A 14319-nucleotide genomic window follows, 5' to 3' on the forward strand; every position below is an offset into this window, starting at 1 on the left:
TCATCGAGCCGGTCCCGGCGGGCCAGGGTGTGGGTGACCGCGTCGTAGGCGTCGTCGAACGCCGCCAACGTCCCGGCCCCGCCCCCGGCCAGATGGTCGCGGCGGACGGCCCGCAGCCACGCCTCGTGCCGGCCGGTCCAGGCGTCCCCGTCGAACACGTGCCCGTGACGCAGCAACAGCTTGGACAGCCGGTGCCGGGCCGCCATCAACGACCCGCGCGCGTCCTCCCGGGCCCGGACCAGATCCCGCGCCGACTCCTGGGACACGGACGGCACCGCGACCGCGACGATGTCCTCGTTACGGGCCAGCCGGGCCAGCAGCATCGCATCCCGGGCGTCGGTCTTGACCCGGTCCCCCACCGGCCGCAGCAGCTTGCTGGGCGCCGCGACCTGACAGGCATGCCCCGCCGCCTGCAGCGCCCGCGCCAACCCGAACCCCGTCGGCCCCGCCTCGTAGGTGACCAGCACCGGCCCATGCTCCACCGCGACCGCGGCCACGAACGCCACCACCGCCGCCGTCGCCGGGGCGACCGCCCGCTCGATGACCTCCCCGGTCACCGTGTCGATCACCGCCACCCGCACCGACCGGGCATGAACATCCAGCCCAACACTCGTACGCTGAGTGAACACCGGAGCCTCCTATGCATGTCGGCACCCGCCCGCCCATCGAGCAGGTGATCCACGAATTCCTGCATACGCGAGGCTCCGGCCACAAGACCCACACCCAACCGCGCACCCTCATAGGGTCTGAGACCGGCGCCCCGGTCGGCACGGTGGACGACGTCGAGCTGTCCACCCGCGAGGATGGGCGCCTCGTCCTCGAGGCGATCCTCCTCGGACCCGACGCGCTCACCCCGCGGTACGACGAGCCGCTCGGCCGGTGGGCCCACGCCGCCTGGGCCAGGCTGCGCTCCCCGGACGCGCCGATGGTGGCCCGGGTGGACCTGCGGCACCTCGTGCGCCTCGACAGCGCCGTCGACGTCGCACTCAGCGCCACGGAGGTGGGCAACGACGGACTCGAGACCTGGGTCCGCCGACACATCGTCGACAAGATCCCGGGATTCGGCCGCGAGCCGGGTGGGGAGGACTGATGGCCCTCACCACCGAGCACCGCTCGGGACGCCCCTACCGCGTCGGCGACCTCCTCGGGATGACGGTCGTCGGCCGGCACGGCGACCCGGTCGGCGAGGTCGCCTACGTCCGGGTCCGCTGGGACACCGACGCCACCGGGACGTCCACGTTCCTCGTCGACGGCGTCGTCGTCGGCTCCCCTCGCGCGGGATCGCTGCTCGGCGACGACCGGCGCCGGCAGCAGGGTCCGACGCTCGTGCGAGCGGCCGCCCGTTGGCTCCATCGCCACTCGTCGCTCGTCCCCTGGGACGACGTCACCCGCATCGACTGGCCGGGCCGGGTCGGGTCGGTCCGGCTGCACGTCGAGGCGGGACGGCCGACGACGGAGGATCACACGGGATGGTGACGCCACCTCGGGTCCGGGGACCCCAGACGTCCGCGATCCGGTCGGTCATGACGCGCGCTGCCGATCCTCGGACGTGCGGTCCGGCTCGAGGATCCCCGGCACGAGCCGCTGGCGCTGCTGCTCCATCCGGGCGCTCTGGTCCTCGGCGCGGCGGATGAGATGGTCCAGCGCCGAGGCGTCGAGCGCCTCGTCGCCGTCGGCGAGGCAGCGCAGGCTCAGCCACGCCCGCTTCTTCGCCTCCACGCCGGCGATGAGGGCCTCGAGCTCGAGCAGGTCCGAGAGCGGGGACCGGGTCAGGAGCGTCCCGTTGGGCTTGAGCCGTCCGAGACGCTCGCCGAGCGCGACGACCCACTCCTGGCCCGGGCGCCGGTCGATGCCCAGCGCGACCATCATCGCCAGCAGGGCGGAGCGGTCCTCGGCCACCTCCGAGGACAGGCGCGACAGCTCCTCCCTCACCGTCGGGTCGCGTTGGGAGCCCGCCGCCCGCCGGAACAGGTCGAGGCCACCCCGCGACGCGGCGTAGTGGTTGCGCAGGTAGTGCCGGAGCGCGTCCTCACGTCGCATCGGTCAACCGATCCCAGACCCGGTGCCTGGCCAGCAGGCCGACCATCGGCCCGACGAGGTCGTCGGCATCGCCGGACACCGTCCCGAGCGTGCCCGGCGCCACGCCGACGGCCGTGAGGACCTCCTCGCCGCCGAGTGCCGCGATCGGCTTGGCCTGGCGGTAGACCTCGTCGACGAGCAGCGCGACGGGACTCCGTCCGTGGTCCGGCGCGGACGAGCCGGCATCGGAGGCCGAGTTCGCGAGGAGGAGGCCGTCCATCTCGACCGAGCGGACCGTGTCGTAGGTCCGGTCCGCCCCGAGCTCCGAGTCGCCGACGGGGCCTCCGGTCGGCGCGATGACGAGCGGGACGACCCCGACGGCGAGCAACCCGTCCCGCAGGTCGGCGACGGCGCCGAGGTCGCTCCCGGTGTCGACGAGGATGCCGACCTTCCGACCGTCGACGGGCCATTCTTCCCCGACCTGGCGCAGCGCCGGGCTCGGGGCCACGTCGGCGGCGGGCTGCTCCACCGGCTCGGGCACCGGCATACCGAGTCCCTCGGCCACCCGCTCGGCGAGCGAACCGTCGATGGCGCCGAGGGCCATGAGCTGCCGCTCCCGGATCGCCGACTCGTAGCACTTGCCGAGCTCGAAGGTGTAGGCGGCGACGATGTGGTCCTGCTCGACGCTCGTCATGCTGAGCCAGAAGAGGCGGGCCTGGGTGAAGTGGTCGGCGAACGAGGCGGGCGCCGCGCGCACCTTGCGGGAGGCCGGGACCTCCCGTGGCGTCTCGACGAACCAGCCCTCCCCCGGCGTGACCTGCGGCGTCTCCGCCCCGGTGCCGCCGGATCCCGGGGGGACGAAGGGACATCCGCCGTCGAGCGAGTTGGGCCGGTAGGGCGCGATGCCGCCGTGGACCGCCTGCTGGCCGAAACCGTCGCGCAGCATGTCGTTGACCGGCGCGTGGGAGCGGTTGATCGGCAGCTGGTTGAAGTTCGGCCCGCCGAGCCGGGTCAGCTGGGTATCGACGTAGGAGAAGAGCCGCACCTGCATGAGCGGGTCGTCCGTCACGTCGATGCCCGGCACGAGGTTGCCCACGTGGAAGGCGACCTGCTCGACCTCCGCGAAGAAGTTCGTCGGGGTGCCCGTGAGGGTCATCCGTCCGACGGGCTGCACGGGAGCGAGCTCCTCCGGCACCATCTTCGTCGGGTCGAGCAGGTCGATGCCCTCGAAGGTCTGCTCCTCGGTGTCGGGGAACACCTGCAGCCCGAGCTCCCACTCGGGACAGGCACCCGACTCGATCGCGTCGTAGAGGTCCCGGCGGTGGAAGTCCGGGTCGACCCCGCCGGCCAGCTGGGCCTCCTCCCACGTCAGCGAGTGGACGCCGAGCCGGGGCTTCCAGTGGAGCTTGGCGAGGGTCGTCGAGCCGTCCGCGTCCTGGAGCCGGAAGGTGTGGACGCCGAACCCCTCCATCATCCGGAACGAGCGGGGGATGCCGCGGTCGGACATGTTCCACATCGTGTGGTGCTGGGCCTCGGTGTGGAGCGACACGAAGTCCCAGAACGTGTCGTGGGCGCTCTGGGCCTGTGGGATCTCGCGATCGGGATGCGGCTTGCCCGCGTGGATGATGTCGGGGAACTTGATGCCGTCCTGGATGAAGAAGACCGGCATGTTGTTGCCGACGAGGTCGAAGACCCCCTCCCGTGTGTAGAACTTCGTCGCGAAGCCCCGCGTGTCCCGCACGGTGTCGGCCGACCCGCGGGAGCCGAGCACCGTCGAGAAGCGGACGAACACCGGCGTCCGCACACCCTCGGCGAGGAAGTCCGCGCACGTCACGCCGGCGGCATTCCCGTATGCGACGAACTCGCCGTGCGCCCCGGCTCCCCGCGCGTGGACGACCCGCTCGGGGATCCGCTCGTGGTCGAAGTGCGTGATCTTCTCCCGCAGGTGGTGGTCCTGCAGGAGGAGCGGCCCGCGGGAGCCGGCCTTCAGCGAGTGGTCGGTGTCGCGCAGCCGCGTGCCGAGGGAGGTCGTGAGGTCGGGGCCCTGCTGGCCGACGGCCGTCTCGTCCGCTCCGGTCGGCGCGCCCGTCGGCGTGACCGTCGCCGGGGCGCTCTGCTCCGGCGACGGGGGCAGCGGGGGCCGGGGTTCCGTGGGCTCGGTGACCGACGGCTGCTCCGAGGAGGGGCCGGTCGGAGGTGTCGCGGTCCGCTCGGCCTCGAGGCCGTTGTCCTGATGCGTCGTCATGGGCGGTTACTACCCGTGAGCGCCCGGGCCAACCCTCCCCCGCTCGCCCCCTCCCCCGTACCCTCCTTCCGCACGTGCCGAGTTGTTGCTGTCCCCGAGCCCGTTCGACGACCTCAGCTCGGCACGTGCGACGACCCAGCTCGCACGTGCCGAGTTGTTACTGACACCGAGCCCGTTCGACGACATCAGCTCGGCGACGACCCGGCCCGCACGTGCCGAGTTGTTGCTGTCCCGAGGGCGGCTACTCGGGGAGGGGCTCGACCGTTCCGGTCATGACGACGTCCTCGGCCACCTCGCGCAGCTTGCGGTTGGTGTCGTTGCTCCGGGTGCGCAGCATCTGGAAGGCCAGCTCGCTCGTCACCCGATGGGAGGCCATGAGGACGCCGACCGCCATGCCGATCATCCGGTTGGACGCGAGGGCCACCTCGAGGTTCGAGGCCGTCTCCTCCGCCTCGACGACGAGCTGCCGACGCTGCCGGGCCAGCTCGTGCTGGGTCCGCAGGCGGGCGAGCAGCTCGACGGGGTCGAACGGCTTGGTGACGTAGTCGTCCGCGCCGACCGAGAGCCCCTCGGCGATCTCCCGGGCGCCGGACCGGGCGGTGAGCAGCGTGATGGGGACGGGCGACCAGCGGCGTTCGGCCCGGAGCATCGTCACGAGGTCGAGGCCGCTGAGGCCCGGCAGCATGACATCGCAGAGGACGAGATCCGGCACCCGCTCGAGCCGCAGGGCGCTCGCGACGTCGGGGAAGGCGGCGACGGTCCATCCGTCGGACGACAGCAGCCGGACGAGGTAGTCCCGCAGGTCGTCGTTGTCCTCGACGAGGAGCAGGAGCGCGCCCTCGGCCTCCGTGGCCGCCGGCGACGGCGTGGTGGCCAGCCGGAGCGCGGGCTCGTGGAGCAGGCCTCCGACGGACTCGCCGAGGTCGAGCGAGGAGAGGTCCGCGTCCGACCCGGCGACCTCGGCCAGCGGCAGCGTGACGGTCACCGTCGTGCCGACGCCCACCGTGCTCTCGAGACCCACGTCGCCGCCCTGGGCGCGGACGAGGTCGCGGACGAGGGCCAGGCCGATGCCCGAGCCGACCGGGCCACGGGCCGGCCGGCCGACGACCTGGACGAAGCGCTCGAAGACGCGCTCCGCCTCCTCGGCGGCGATGCCGCGGCCGGTGTCCGAGACCGTGAGGACCACGCCGTCGCCGCGGCGCCGGAGCGTCACGTCGATGCTGCCGGACTCGGTGAACTTGTAGGCGTTCGAGACGAGGTTGCCGACGACCTTGACCCAGGCCTCACGGTCGGTCGAGACGACACCGGTCTCGTCGACGTCGCCCCGGAGGGCGATCCCGGCCGCCTCGACGGCGCTGCGGAACATGCCGAGGACGTCGCGGGTCAGCTCCGCGAGGTCGACCTCGTGGACGTCGGCGACGAGGGCGTGCGACTCGGACCGCGCGAAGTCGAGGAGCGTGTCGACGAGGCGGTTCAGCCGTCGCGCGGCTCGCTCGATGGCGTCGACGTGCGCCGCCGCCTCGTCGGGCAGCGTCGTCTCGCGCAGCGTCCGCGCGGCGGCGAGGGCGATGGTCAGCGGGGTGCGGAACTCGTGGCTGACGTTCGCGAAGAATGCCGTCTTCGCCTCGTCGAGCGCCGCGATCGTCGCCGTGCGTGCCCGTTCCTCGGCGGCGGTCCGCACCTCGACGAAGAGGGCGGACAGCTGCCGGGTCACGAGGGTGAGGAAGGTCTTGTACAGCTCGCCCAGCCGACGGTACGGGTTGAGCCCGAGGACGACGACACCCTCCGGGGCATGGTCCGGTCCCCCGAGCGGGAGGAGGTATGCCCTCGTGGGACGTTTCGGGCCGAGCGGGCTCGGCTCCGCCGCCAGGTCGTCCGCGGCATACGTCTCCAGGCGGGACGAGCGGCTCGTCATGACCCGCGCCACGGGGTGCGCGCCGCCCTGCTCGACGAGCCGCGGCAGGGAGTCCGACGTCGCGGCGAGGCCGTACGACGCGGCCCGTGCGAGATGTCCCGAGACGTCGGGAAGGTACACCGCGGCGAACGGCAGCGGCCGACGGCGCTTGGACAGGACGGCGATGACGCCCTCGGCCAGCGCCTGCGAGGAGGTGAAGTCCGCGCTCGAGAGGACGGCGAGCTCGCGGACGGCCTCGAGACGGTGCGCGACGACCCGGTCCGATGTCACGTCCGTGGATGGCACGAAGATGCCCAGAACCTCCCCCGAGGCCGACCGGACGGCGCTGTAGGAGAAGGTCCAGTACGTCTCCTCGACATATCCGTGACGCTCCATGAGGAGGAGGAGGTCCCGCTCGTAGGTCGCCTCGCCGCCGCCGAGGACCTGGGCGGTCATCGGGCCGACGTCGGACCAGATCTCCGACCAGCATTCCTCCGCCGGTTGGCCCATCGCCTGGGGATGCTTGGAGCCGAGGAGGGAGCGGTATGCGTCGTTGTAGATCTGCACGAGATCCTCGCCCCACCACAGGACCATGGGGGACTTCGACGGCATCACGGTGCGGATGGCGGCCGTCAGCTCGGGGGGCCACTCCCGCGGATCTCCGACGGAGGTCTCGGACCAGGCGACCTTCCGGGCCAGGCACGACGCGTCGTCGTGCCCCGGGAACAGCGACTGGAGCAGGTCCCTGCCATCCGGGCCGGGACCCGTCGTCACGCGAGGCCTCCGTGGGCGGCGCGGGCCCCCGAGGCTCGCACGGTCGGCCGACACCGATGGCAGGACGACTGAATACGGATGTGCCACAACACTTCGACGCCACCACCAGTGCCACGCCGGGCGTTGCAGCGCTGTCTTCACCGTCGCCCGGACAGGACACAGCCTAGGTGCCGCGGGAGCCGCCGTCCACCACGGGGCGGCTCGGCCGTGGCCCGATCTCACCGGGCGGACAGGAGGCGGCCTCGGCGTGCCGCCGACGCGCGTTTGTCGGGCGACGGCGCGGGTACAACGACCTTCGACCCGACTCCGCGACGACGACCCGACGAAGGAGCATCATGACGACGACCGTCGGCGATCACATCCTGTCCCGACTGCGCGAGTGGGGGGTCGAGCACGTCTTCGGCTATGCCGGCGACGGCATCAACGGACTGCTCGCCTCCTGGGAGCGGGCCGGGGACCAGCCCCGCTTCATCCAGGCGCGGCACGAGGAGATGGCCGCGTTCGAGGCGTGCGGCTACGCGAAGTTCACCGGCCGGGTCGGCGTCTGCACGGCGACGAGCGGCCCCGGCGCCATCCATCTCCTCAACGGGCTCTACGACGCCAAGCTCGACCACGTGCCCGTCGTCGCGATCGTCGGGCAGACGGCGCAGTCGGCGATGGGCGGCGCATACCAGCAGGAGGTCGACCTCCTCGCGCTCTACAAGGACGTCGCGAGCCAGTACTGCCAGATGGTCACCGTTCCCGAGCAGCTGCCCAACGTGCTCGACCGCGCGATGCGCATCGCGGCGAGCCAGCGCACCGTGACGGCCGTCATCGTCCCGAGCGACGTGCAGGAGCTCGAGTACGCCCCGCCGACCCACGCCTTCAAGATGGTGCCGTCGAGCCTCGACCACCCCTGGGCGGCACCGGTGGCCGCGGACGCCGACCTCGACCGGGCAGCGGACCTGCTCAACGCCGGCGAGAAGGTCGCCGTCCTCGTCGGCCAGGGCGCCCGGGGCGCGGCCGAGGAGGTGACCGAGGTCGCCGACCTGCTCGGCGCGGGCGTCGCCAAGGCGCTGCTCGGCAAGGACGTCCTCTCCGACGAGCTGCCGTGGGTCACGGGGGCGATCGGGCTGCTCGGCACCCGCCCCTCGTACGAGCTGATGACCCACTGCGACACCCTCCTCGTCGTCGGGTCGAACTTCCCCTACACCCAGTTCCTGCCGCCCTTCGGCGAGGACGGCCCCTCCGCCCGCGCGGTGCAGATCGACCTCGACCCGACCCTCGTCGGGATGCGCTATCCCTTCGAGGTCAACCTCGTCGGGGACGCCGGGGCGACGCTGCGGGCGCTGCTGCCCCGGCTACGGAGGAAGGAGGACCGCTCCTGGCGCACGACCGTGGAGGAGAACGTCGCCCGGTGGTGGCAGGTCATGGACGCCCGCGGCGAGGTGTCGGCCGACCCCATCAACCCCGAGCACGTGTTCGCCGAGCTGTCACCCCTCCTTCCCGACGACGCCCTCCTCACCGCCGACTCCGGCTCGGGGACGAACTGGTATGCGCGGCACGTCAAGCTGCGGGGGACGATGCGGGGCTCGCTCTCCGGCTCCCTGGCCACGATGGGGTGCGGTGTGCCGTATGCCATCGGCGCGAAGTTCGCGCACCCGGACCGTCCGGTCGTCGCCCTCGTCGGGGACGGCGCCATGCAGATGAACGGTCTCGCGGAGCTCATCACCGTCGCGAAGTACTGGCAGGAGTGGGAGGACCCCCGTCTCGTCGTCATGGTGCTCCAGAACAACGATCTCAACCAGGTGACGTGGGAGCTGCGCGCGATGGGCGGGTCGCCGCAGTTCCTGCCCTCGCAGGAGCTGCCCTCCGTCGACTACGCGGCCTTCGCGCAGTCCCTCGGGCTGCAGGCCGTGAGCTGCACCGACCCCGACGAGGTCGCCGCCTCCTGGGCCGAGGCGCTCGATGCCCGCCGACCCTGCGTCGTCGTCTTCGCGACGGACCCCGCCATCCCCCCGATCCCGCCGCACGCGACGTGGGAGCAGGTCACCAACGCCGCGGAGTCCGTCATCCGCGGGGACACCGACCGGGTGGACGTCATCAAGGAGGGCGTGAAGAGCAAGCTGGCCGAGGTGCTCCCCGGCCATCCCCGGTGAGCACCGGGCCGGCCTCCCCACCGACGACGGCCGGGCCGCGCGTCGAGCACGCCGAGGCCACGGCATACACGATCCCCACCGAGGGTCCCGAGGCGGACGGGACGATGAGCTGGGACGCGACGACGATCGTCGTCGTCACCGTCCGGTCCGCCGGACTCGTCGGGACCGGCTGGACCTACGGCTCGCCGGCTCTCGCCGCGCTCATCGACGGGGCCCTCCTGCCCGTCCTGCGGGACCGGGAGGTGCTCGCCGGGTCGGCGACGTGGGAGGCGATGGCGCGGGCGCTGCGCAACATCGGCCGGCCCGGCGCCGCCTCGATGGCCCTGTCCGCCGTCGACAACGCCCTGTGGGACCTGCGTGCCCGCCTCCTCGGCCAGCCGATCCACCGGGTGCTCGGGGGTGAGGACGGCCGCGTCCGCGTCTACGGCTCCGGCGGGTTCACGACGGAGGACGAGGACCGGCTCGCGGCCGAGCTCGCGGCCTGGGAGGCGGCGGGCCTGTCGGCCGTCAAGATCAAGATCGCGGAGTCCTGGGGCACGAACGTCCCCCGAGACCTGCGGAGGGTCCGGCAGGTCCGGGAGAGCGTCGGCCCCGACGTCGAGGTCATGGTCGACGCGAACGGCGGCTACACCGTGAAGCAGGCGCTGCGAGTGGGCCGGCGCCTCGAGGAGCTCGCGGTCACGTGGTTCGAGGAGCCCGTCTCGAGCGACGACCTCCCGGGGCTGCGCCTGCTCCGGGAGCACCTCGACCTCGACGTCGCCGCCGGGGAGTACTGCGACGGGGTCGACTACGCCGCGCGGATGTGCGCGGCGCGAGCCGTCGACTGCCTACAGGTCGACGTCACCCGGTGCGGCGGCATCACCGAGCTGCTCCGGATCGCCGCCGTGGCGGCTGCCCACCATCTGGAGATCTCCGGCCACTGCGCGCCCTACGAGCACGTCGGCGTCCTCGCGGCCCTGCCGAACGCGCGACATCTGGAGTTCTTCCGCGACCACGCCCGCATCGAGCAGCTGCTCTTCACCGGGTGGTCACCGGTGGCGGGCGGCACCCTCGGCGCCGGCGACTCACCCGGCCACGGGCTCACCTTCGACCCGGTCGCGGCCGAGCCCTACCGCGTCGCTCCCTGACCGAGGCCTTCGATGCGGGACCAGTCGACGCGGAGGTCCGGCGCTGCGCAGGACCACGCTCGGCATACCGAGCGAGCGGACGGGCGTCAGGCGACCGACGGTTCGGTGCTGCTCTCCCGGGCGTCCTCGATGGATGCCCGCAGTCCTGCCATGATCCGGGTGAGCAACCGCGACACCTGCATCTGGCTCACGCCGATGACGGCCGCGATCTCGGACTGCGTGCGCTCCTCGACGAACCGAAGGCGGACGATGAGCCGATCGCGGCTCGAGAGCCCCGTGAGGGCGGCGCGCAGGGCCATCCGGTCCTCGACGCGCTCGTATCCACCGTCCCATCCCCCGGCCCGCCTCGCCGAGTCGCCGTAGGCGAGTGCCTCCATCGAGACGGCGTGGTAGGCGGCGTCGCACAGACGCGCCTCGCGGACGTCGGCGACCTCCACGTCGAGCGCGTCGGCGAGGTCGGACTCCGACGGCTCCTCGTGGGCGGCCTGCCGCAGCTCCTCCTCGACGACGCGCAGCCGGGCTCGCATCTCCTGGAGGCGGCGCGGAGGTCGCACGAGCCATCCGGTGTCCCGGAAGTGGCGCTTGATCTCACCGAGCATCGTCGGCGCGGCGTAGGCGACGAACGACCCTCCGGCGTCCGGGTCGTAGGAGTGGGCCGCCTTGCACAGGGCGAGCCGAGCGACCTGGGTGAGGTCCTCGACATCGAGCCCACGGCCCGCATACTGTCTCGCCATCCGGGCGGCGAGGTCCAGATGACGGACGACGACCTCGTCGAGAAGGTGTCGCCGGTCCGCCGATCCGGCGGTGCTCGCCTCGACGAGAAGCTCCTCGGCGGAGGGGCCGGCAACTCGGCGCGCCTCCCGAGGTGACGTGAAGGAACGGTGGTCGGACATGGGCCAACCCCTTCGGATCGAACGGATGGCGCCACTGTCGGACCGTGCCTTCTTGGCCCTTCCACCAAAGCACCGCTTCTCCGGAAGCGCAACCCGTGGCGCCGCCACGTCGCCCGCGTGGTGGCGGATCTGCCGTCGGCGCAAGCTCTTTGGTGGATCGGCGTGAGCAGGCTGCGACCTACGGCGTCTCGAGCGTCGCGTCCGGGAGCAAGGCGGGGTAGACAAAGAAATGTCAGGACGGGGGCGTGAGCCGCGCTGTCGAGGGGTAGACCCTCGATGCGCGACGTCCCGCGATGCTCCACCCGACCGGCTGACGGTCCGGGGATGGAGTCCGGCCGAGCCAGGTGCCCGCTGGGTTCGCGCGCGACAACCCCTTTCGAGCGGCCTCGGCCGTCTGCCGGCCACCCTGGCGTCGGTCGGCCGAAGGACCCGTCCGGGAACCACCACGAGCAAGGAGAGCGACATGACAGAGGACGCGCGTCCAGGCACGGGTCGGGGCGACGGAGCGCCGCGGGTCTCGCCGGAGCCGCCGAGCGACCCCGGCACCCTCTCGGCTCCGTTGCAGAGCCCGCCCCCGGCCGCCGGCGCGGGGGCGGAGGAGACCGTCGTCCCAGCTATCGGCGAGCCGTCGGAGCCGCCGGCTTCCGTCACGGCGGAACCGGCCCACGGGTCGGAGGACCCGAGCCCCTCGACGGGAGACGTCGCCAAGGACGAGGCCGCCCGCGTGGGTGGGCAGGCGAAGGAGACGGCGCACCACGTCGCGTCCGTCGCGGCGCAGGAGACCCAGTCACTCGTCGGCGAGGCCGGCGACCGGGCGCGCGGCCTGCTCGACGAGGCGCAGTCCGCTCTCGCCGACCAGGCGAGAGCGCAGCAGGGCACCCTCGCGTCGCTGTTGCGGACGGTGGCCGACGACCTCCACGACATGGTGGAGGCGCGCGCCTCACGCAGCGACGACGAGAACGGCACCGACGGCCGCCCCGGGCAGGGCGTCGCGGACCGGACCGTCCGCGAGGCCTCCGCGCGAGCCTCCGGGGCCGCCTCCTGGCTGGAGGACCGGGAGCCGAACGATGTCCTCGACGAGGTGACCGACTTCGCCCGCCGTCGGCCGGGCGCGTTCCTCCTGCTCGCCGGGGCTGCCGGGGTCGTGGCCGGGCGGCTGACGCGCGGGATGACCGGAGGCTCCGATGAGTGACCCGGGATCCCGCACGCGCGAGGAGCGCACCGCCGAGGACGACCGGTCTGTCGGAGAGCTGTTCGGCGCCATCACCGCCGACCTGTCGACGCTCATGCGCGAGGAGGTCGCGCTCGCGAAGGCCGAGGTGCGCCAGTCCGCGACCCAGGCCGGGTCGGGTGTCGGGATGCTCGGCGGGTCCGGGCTCGCGGCATACCTCATGCTCCTCTTCGTCTCCACGGCCGGCTGGTGGGCGCTCGGAGACGCCATCGGGCGGGGCTGGGCCGCGCTCGTCGTGGCAGGGGTATGGGCTGTCATCGCGCTCGTCCTCTACGCACTCGGCCGATCCCGGCTCCGCAGCATCCAAGGCCTGCGTCGCACGACCGACACCGCCAAGCAGGTTCCATCCGCCATGACAGGACACGAGGAGAAGGCATGAACGACCAGCCCACGACGAGCACGGACCCGGACACCATCAAGGAGCAGATCGAGAGCACCCGGGGCGACCTCAGCGACAACGTCAACGCCCTCGCAGACACCGTCCGCCCGAGCGCGGTCGCCCACCGTCAGGCCCGGCGCGTCAAGGAGGGGCTCAGCGGGGTGAAGGAGACGGTGATGGGCTCGAGCCACGGGCCGTCGGCCGGGTCGGGTCCGAGCGACCTGCGACAGGCTGTCTCCGACGCGCCAGCGCGCGCCGCTCGGACAGCACGCGGCAACCCGGTGGCCGCGGGAGTCATCGCATTCGGCGCCGGATGGCTCCTCTCGTCGCTCCTTCCGGCCTCGGAGCCGGAGAAGCGTCTCGCGGCGACAGTGCAGGAGAAGGCCGAGCCGTTGGCGCAGACCGCCAAGGACGCCGCGAAGGATGTCGCGGACGACCTCCGGGGCCCGGCGCAGGATGCCGTGAGCGGCCTCCAGGACTCGGCCAAGGAGTCGGCGGCGACCGTCAAGGAGGAGGCGACGCAGGGCGGCGGCGACGTCGCGTCGTCGGCCAAGGACGCCGCCGACACCGTCCGCGACCGACGAGGATGAGCACCGGGGACCCGGGCTCCGTGGAGAGCCCGGCGCAGCTGCCGAAGGAGTCGCTGCGCGCCACCGTGCGGCGGGCCTGGAGCGAGTTCGGGAACGACCACGTGACCGACCTCGCTGCCGGCCTCACGTACTACGCCGTCCTCGCGGTCGTCCCGGGTCTCGTCGTCCTCGTCGCCCTCCTCGGGCTCATGGGTCCCGACGTCACCGACGAGGTGCTCTCCCGCGTCCGGGCGATGGCCCCGGGGTCCAGCGCCCAGACGATCGCGACCCTCATCCACCAGGCCCAGCAGAACCGGAAGGGCGCGGGGGTGAGCGCGATCGCGGGGCTCGCCGTGGCCCTCTGGTCCGCCTCCGGCTACATCGCGGCCTTCATGAGGGCGTCCAACCGGGTCTACGACATCGGCGAGGGCCGCCCGTTCTGGAAGACGACGCCGCTCCGGCTCGGCCTCACCGTCCTCGCCGTCGTCGTGCTCGTCCTCAGTGCCGTCATCGTCGCCGCGAGCGGACCGGTCGCCCGCCAGCTCGGGGAGGTCCTCGGCCTCGGTGGGCCGGCCGTCACGGTGTGGAACATCGCCAAGTGGCCGGTCCTGCTCGTCATCGTGTCGCTCCTGCTCGCCGTCCTCTTCTGGGCGAGCCCGAACGCCCGCCAGCCCGGGTTCCGATGGGTCAGCCCGGGCGGGGTCATCGCGGTCCTCCTCTGCCTCCTCGCATCCGCGGCGTTCTCGCTCTACGTCGTGACCTTCGCGTCGTACGACAAGACGTACGGCTCGCTCGCGGGGCTCGTCATCTTCCTCTTGTGGATGTGGCTCATGAACATCGCGATCCTCTTCGGCCTCGAGGTCAATTCCGAGCTCGAGCGCACCCGCGTCATCACCGAGGAGGGCCTGCCGCCCGACGTGGAGCCGTTCGCCGATCCTCGCGACGTCCGGAAGATGGATCCGAGCGACCGGCGTGACGTGGAGACCGCCCGGCGCGCGCGGCGCGATAGCTCGACCGGCAGCTGAGGCGTCGGGGTGGCGCGGCCCGTCC

General features: G+C 72.6%; 13 protein-coding genes. 8 read left to right on the forward strand and 5 right to left on the reverse strand.

Annotated features, from left to right (window positions below):
* Window positions 1-629: IS110 family transposase (locus tag BN12_RS22810; protein ID WP_048553226.1), on the reverse strand; the 629-nt coding region annotated here is incomplete at its 3' end.
* Between the two features lie 143 nt (window positions 630-772).
* On the opposite strand from BN12_RS22810, the gene BN12_RS22815 reads away from it, so the two are divergent.
* Window positions 773-1090 carry a hypothetical protein gene (locus tag BN12_RS22815; protein WP_157635650.1) on the forward strand — a complete coding sequence of 106 codons (318 nt, stop codon included), beginning with the start codon at window positions 773-775 and terminating at the stop codon, window positions 1088-1090.
* Complete coding sequence (locus tag BN12_RS22820; RefSeq protein WP_048555785.1) at window positions 1090-1476, forward strand: hypothetical protein; 387 nt, start codon at window positions 1090-1092, stop codon at window positions 1474-1476. The genes BN12_RS22815 and BN12_RS22820 overlap by 1 nt, the downstream gene beginning before the upstream one ends.
* 45 nt (window positions 1477-1521) lie before the next feature.
* Here the strand turns inward: BN12_RS22820 and BN12_RS22825 are convergent, their stop codons facing one another.
* The 3 genes from BN12_RS22825 to BN12_RS22835 form a co-directional block, all read right to left on the reverse strand.
* On the reverse strand, window positions 1522-2040 hold the full coding sequence (locus tag BN12_RS22825) for a hypothetical protein (protein WP_048555786.1): 519 nt from the start codon (window positions 2038-2040) through the stop codon (window positions 1522-1524).
* Entirely contained in the window at window positions 2030-4264 is a 2235-nt protein-coding gene (locus BN12_RS22830; protein ID WP_048555787.1) for a catalase, read from the reverse strand. Before BN12_RS22830 ends, BN12_RS22825 begins: the two co-directional genes overlap by 11 nt.
* A 241-nt stretch (window positions 4265-4505) precedes the next feature.
* Complete coding sequence (locus BN12_RS22835; protein WP_048555788.1) at window positions 4506-6932, reverse strand: ATP-binding protein; 2427 nt, start codon at window positions 6930-6932, stop codon at window positions 4506-4508.
* Between the two features lie 335 nt (window positions 6933-7267).
* On the opposite strand from BN12_RS22835, the gene BN12_RS22840 reads away from it, so the two are divergent.
* Together BN12_RS22840 and BN12_RS22845 are read left to right on the forward strand one after the other, a co-directional pair.
* On the forward strand, window positions 7268-9070 hold the full coding sequence (locus tag BN12_RS22840) for a thiamine pyrophosphate-requiring protein (protein ID WP_048555789.1): 1803 nt from the start codon (window positions 7268-7270) through the stop codon (window positions 9068-9070).
* Entirely contained in the window at window positions 9067-10197 is a 1131-nt protein-coding gene (locus BN12_RS22845; protein ID WP_235432513.1) for an enolase C-terminal domain-like protein, read from the forward strand. The genes BN12_RS22840 and BN12_RS22845 overlap by 4 nt, the downstream gene beginning before the upstream one ends.
* A gap of 86 nt (window positions 10198-10283) precedes the next feature.
* Here BN12_RS22845 and BN12_RS25660 read toward each other — a convergent pair whose 3' ends face one another.
* Window positions 10284-11090, reverse strand: a complete 807-nt coding sequence (locus BN12_RS25660; protein WP_048555790.1) for a sigma-70 family RNA polymerase sigma factor — start codon at window positions 11088-11090, stop codon at window positions 10284-10286.
* A gap of 463 nt (window positions 11091-11553) precedes the next feature.
* On the opposite strand from BN12_RS25660, the gene BN12_RS25665 reads away from it, so the two are divergent.
* From BN12_RS25665 to BN12_RS22870, 4 genes are read left to right on the forward strand one after another with little or no spacing between them, the layout of a single operon-like run.
* Window positions 11554-12282 (forward strand): hypothetical protein, encoded by a 729-nt coding sequence (locus BN12_RS25665; protein WP_048555791.1) that lies wholly within the window; start codon window positions 11554-11556, stop codon window positions 12280-12282.
* Window positions 12275-12700 carry a phage holin family protein gene (locus tag BN12_RS22860; protein WP_048555792.1) on the forward strand — a complete coding sequence of 142 codons (426 nt, stop codon included), beginning with the start codon at window positions 12275-12277 and terminating at the stop codon, window positions 12698-12700. The genes BN12_RS25665 and BN12_RS22860 overlap by 8 nt, the downstream gene beginning before the upstream one ends.
* Window positions 12697-13290 carry a DUF3618 domain-containing protein gene (locus tag BN12_RS22865; RefSeq protein ID WP_048555793.1) on the forward strand — a complete coding sequence of 198 codons (594 nt, stop codon included), beginning with the start codon at window positions 12697-12699 and terminating at the stop codon, window positions 13288-13290. Before BN12_RS22860 ends, BN12_RS22865 begins: the two co-directional genes overlap by 4 nt.
* Entirely contained in the window at window positions 13287-14294 is a 1008-nt protein-coding gene (locus BN12_RS22870; RefSeq protein ID WP_048555794.1) for a YihY/virulence factor BrkB family protein, read from the forward strand. The genes BN12_RS22865 and BN12_RS22870 overlap by 4 nt, the downstream gene beginning before the upstream one ends.
* The last annotated feature ends 25 nt before the right edge of the window (window positions 14295-14319 follow it).

The organism is Nostocoides japonicum T1-X7 (assembly GCF_001046855.1).
In the GTDB taxonomy this organism is placed as follows: Bacteria; Actinomycetota; Actinomycetes; order Actinomycetales; family Dermatophilaceae; genus Nostocoides; species Nostocoides japonicum.

What these genes read in the sequence shown, in the direction of transcription:
- BN12_RS25660 (WP_048555790.1), bottom strand. Translation starts at nt 11,090, where the DNA reads ATGTCCGACCACCGTTCCTTCACGTCACCTCGGGAGGCGCGCCGAGTT.
- BN12_RS22840 (WP_048555789.1), top strand. Translation starts at nt 7,268, where the DNA reads ATGACGACGACCGTCGGCGATCACATCCTGTCCCGACTGCGCGAGTGG.
- BN12_RS22820 (WP_048555785.1), top strand. Translation starts at nt 1,090, where the DNA reads ATGGCCCTCACCACCGAGCACCGCTCGGGACGCCCCTACCGCGTCGGC.
- BN12_RS22825 (WP_048555786.1), bottom strand. Translation starts at nt 2,040, where the DNA reads ATGCGACGTGAGGACGCGCTCCGGCACTACCTGCGCAACCACTACGCC.
- BN12_RS22830 (WP_048555787.1), bottom strand. Translation starts at nt 4,264, where the DNA reads ATGACGACGCATCAGGACAACGGCCTCGAGGCCGAGCGGACCGCGACA.
- BN12_RS22870 (WP_048555794.1), top strand. Translation starts at nt 13,287, where the DNA reads ATGAGCACCGGGGACCCGGGCTCCGTGGAGAGCCCGGCGCAGCTGCCG.
- BN12_RS22865 (WP_048555793.1), top strand. Translation starts at nt 12,697, where the DNA reads ATGAACGACCAGCCCACGACGAGCACGGACCCGGACACCATCAAGGAG.
- BN12_RS25665 (WP_048555791.1), top strand. Translation starts at nt 11,554, where the DNA reads ATGACAGAGGACGCGCGTCCAGGCACGGGTCGGGGCGACGGAGCGCCG.
- BN12_RS22860 (WP_048555792.1), top strand. Translation starts at nt 12,275, where the DNA reads ATGAGTGACCCGGGATCCCGCACGCGCGAGGAGCGCACCGCCGAGGAC.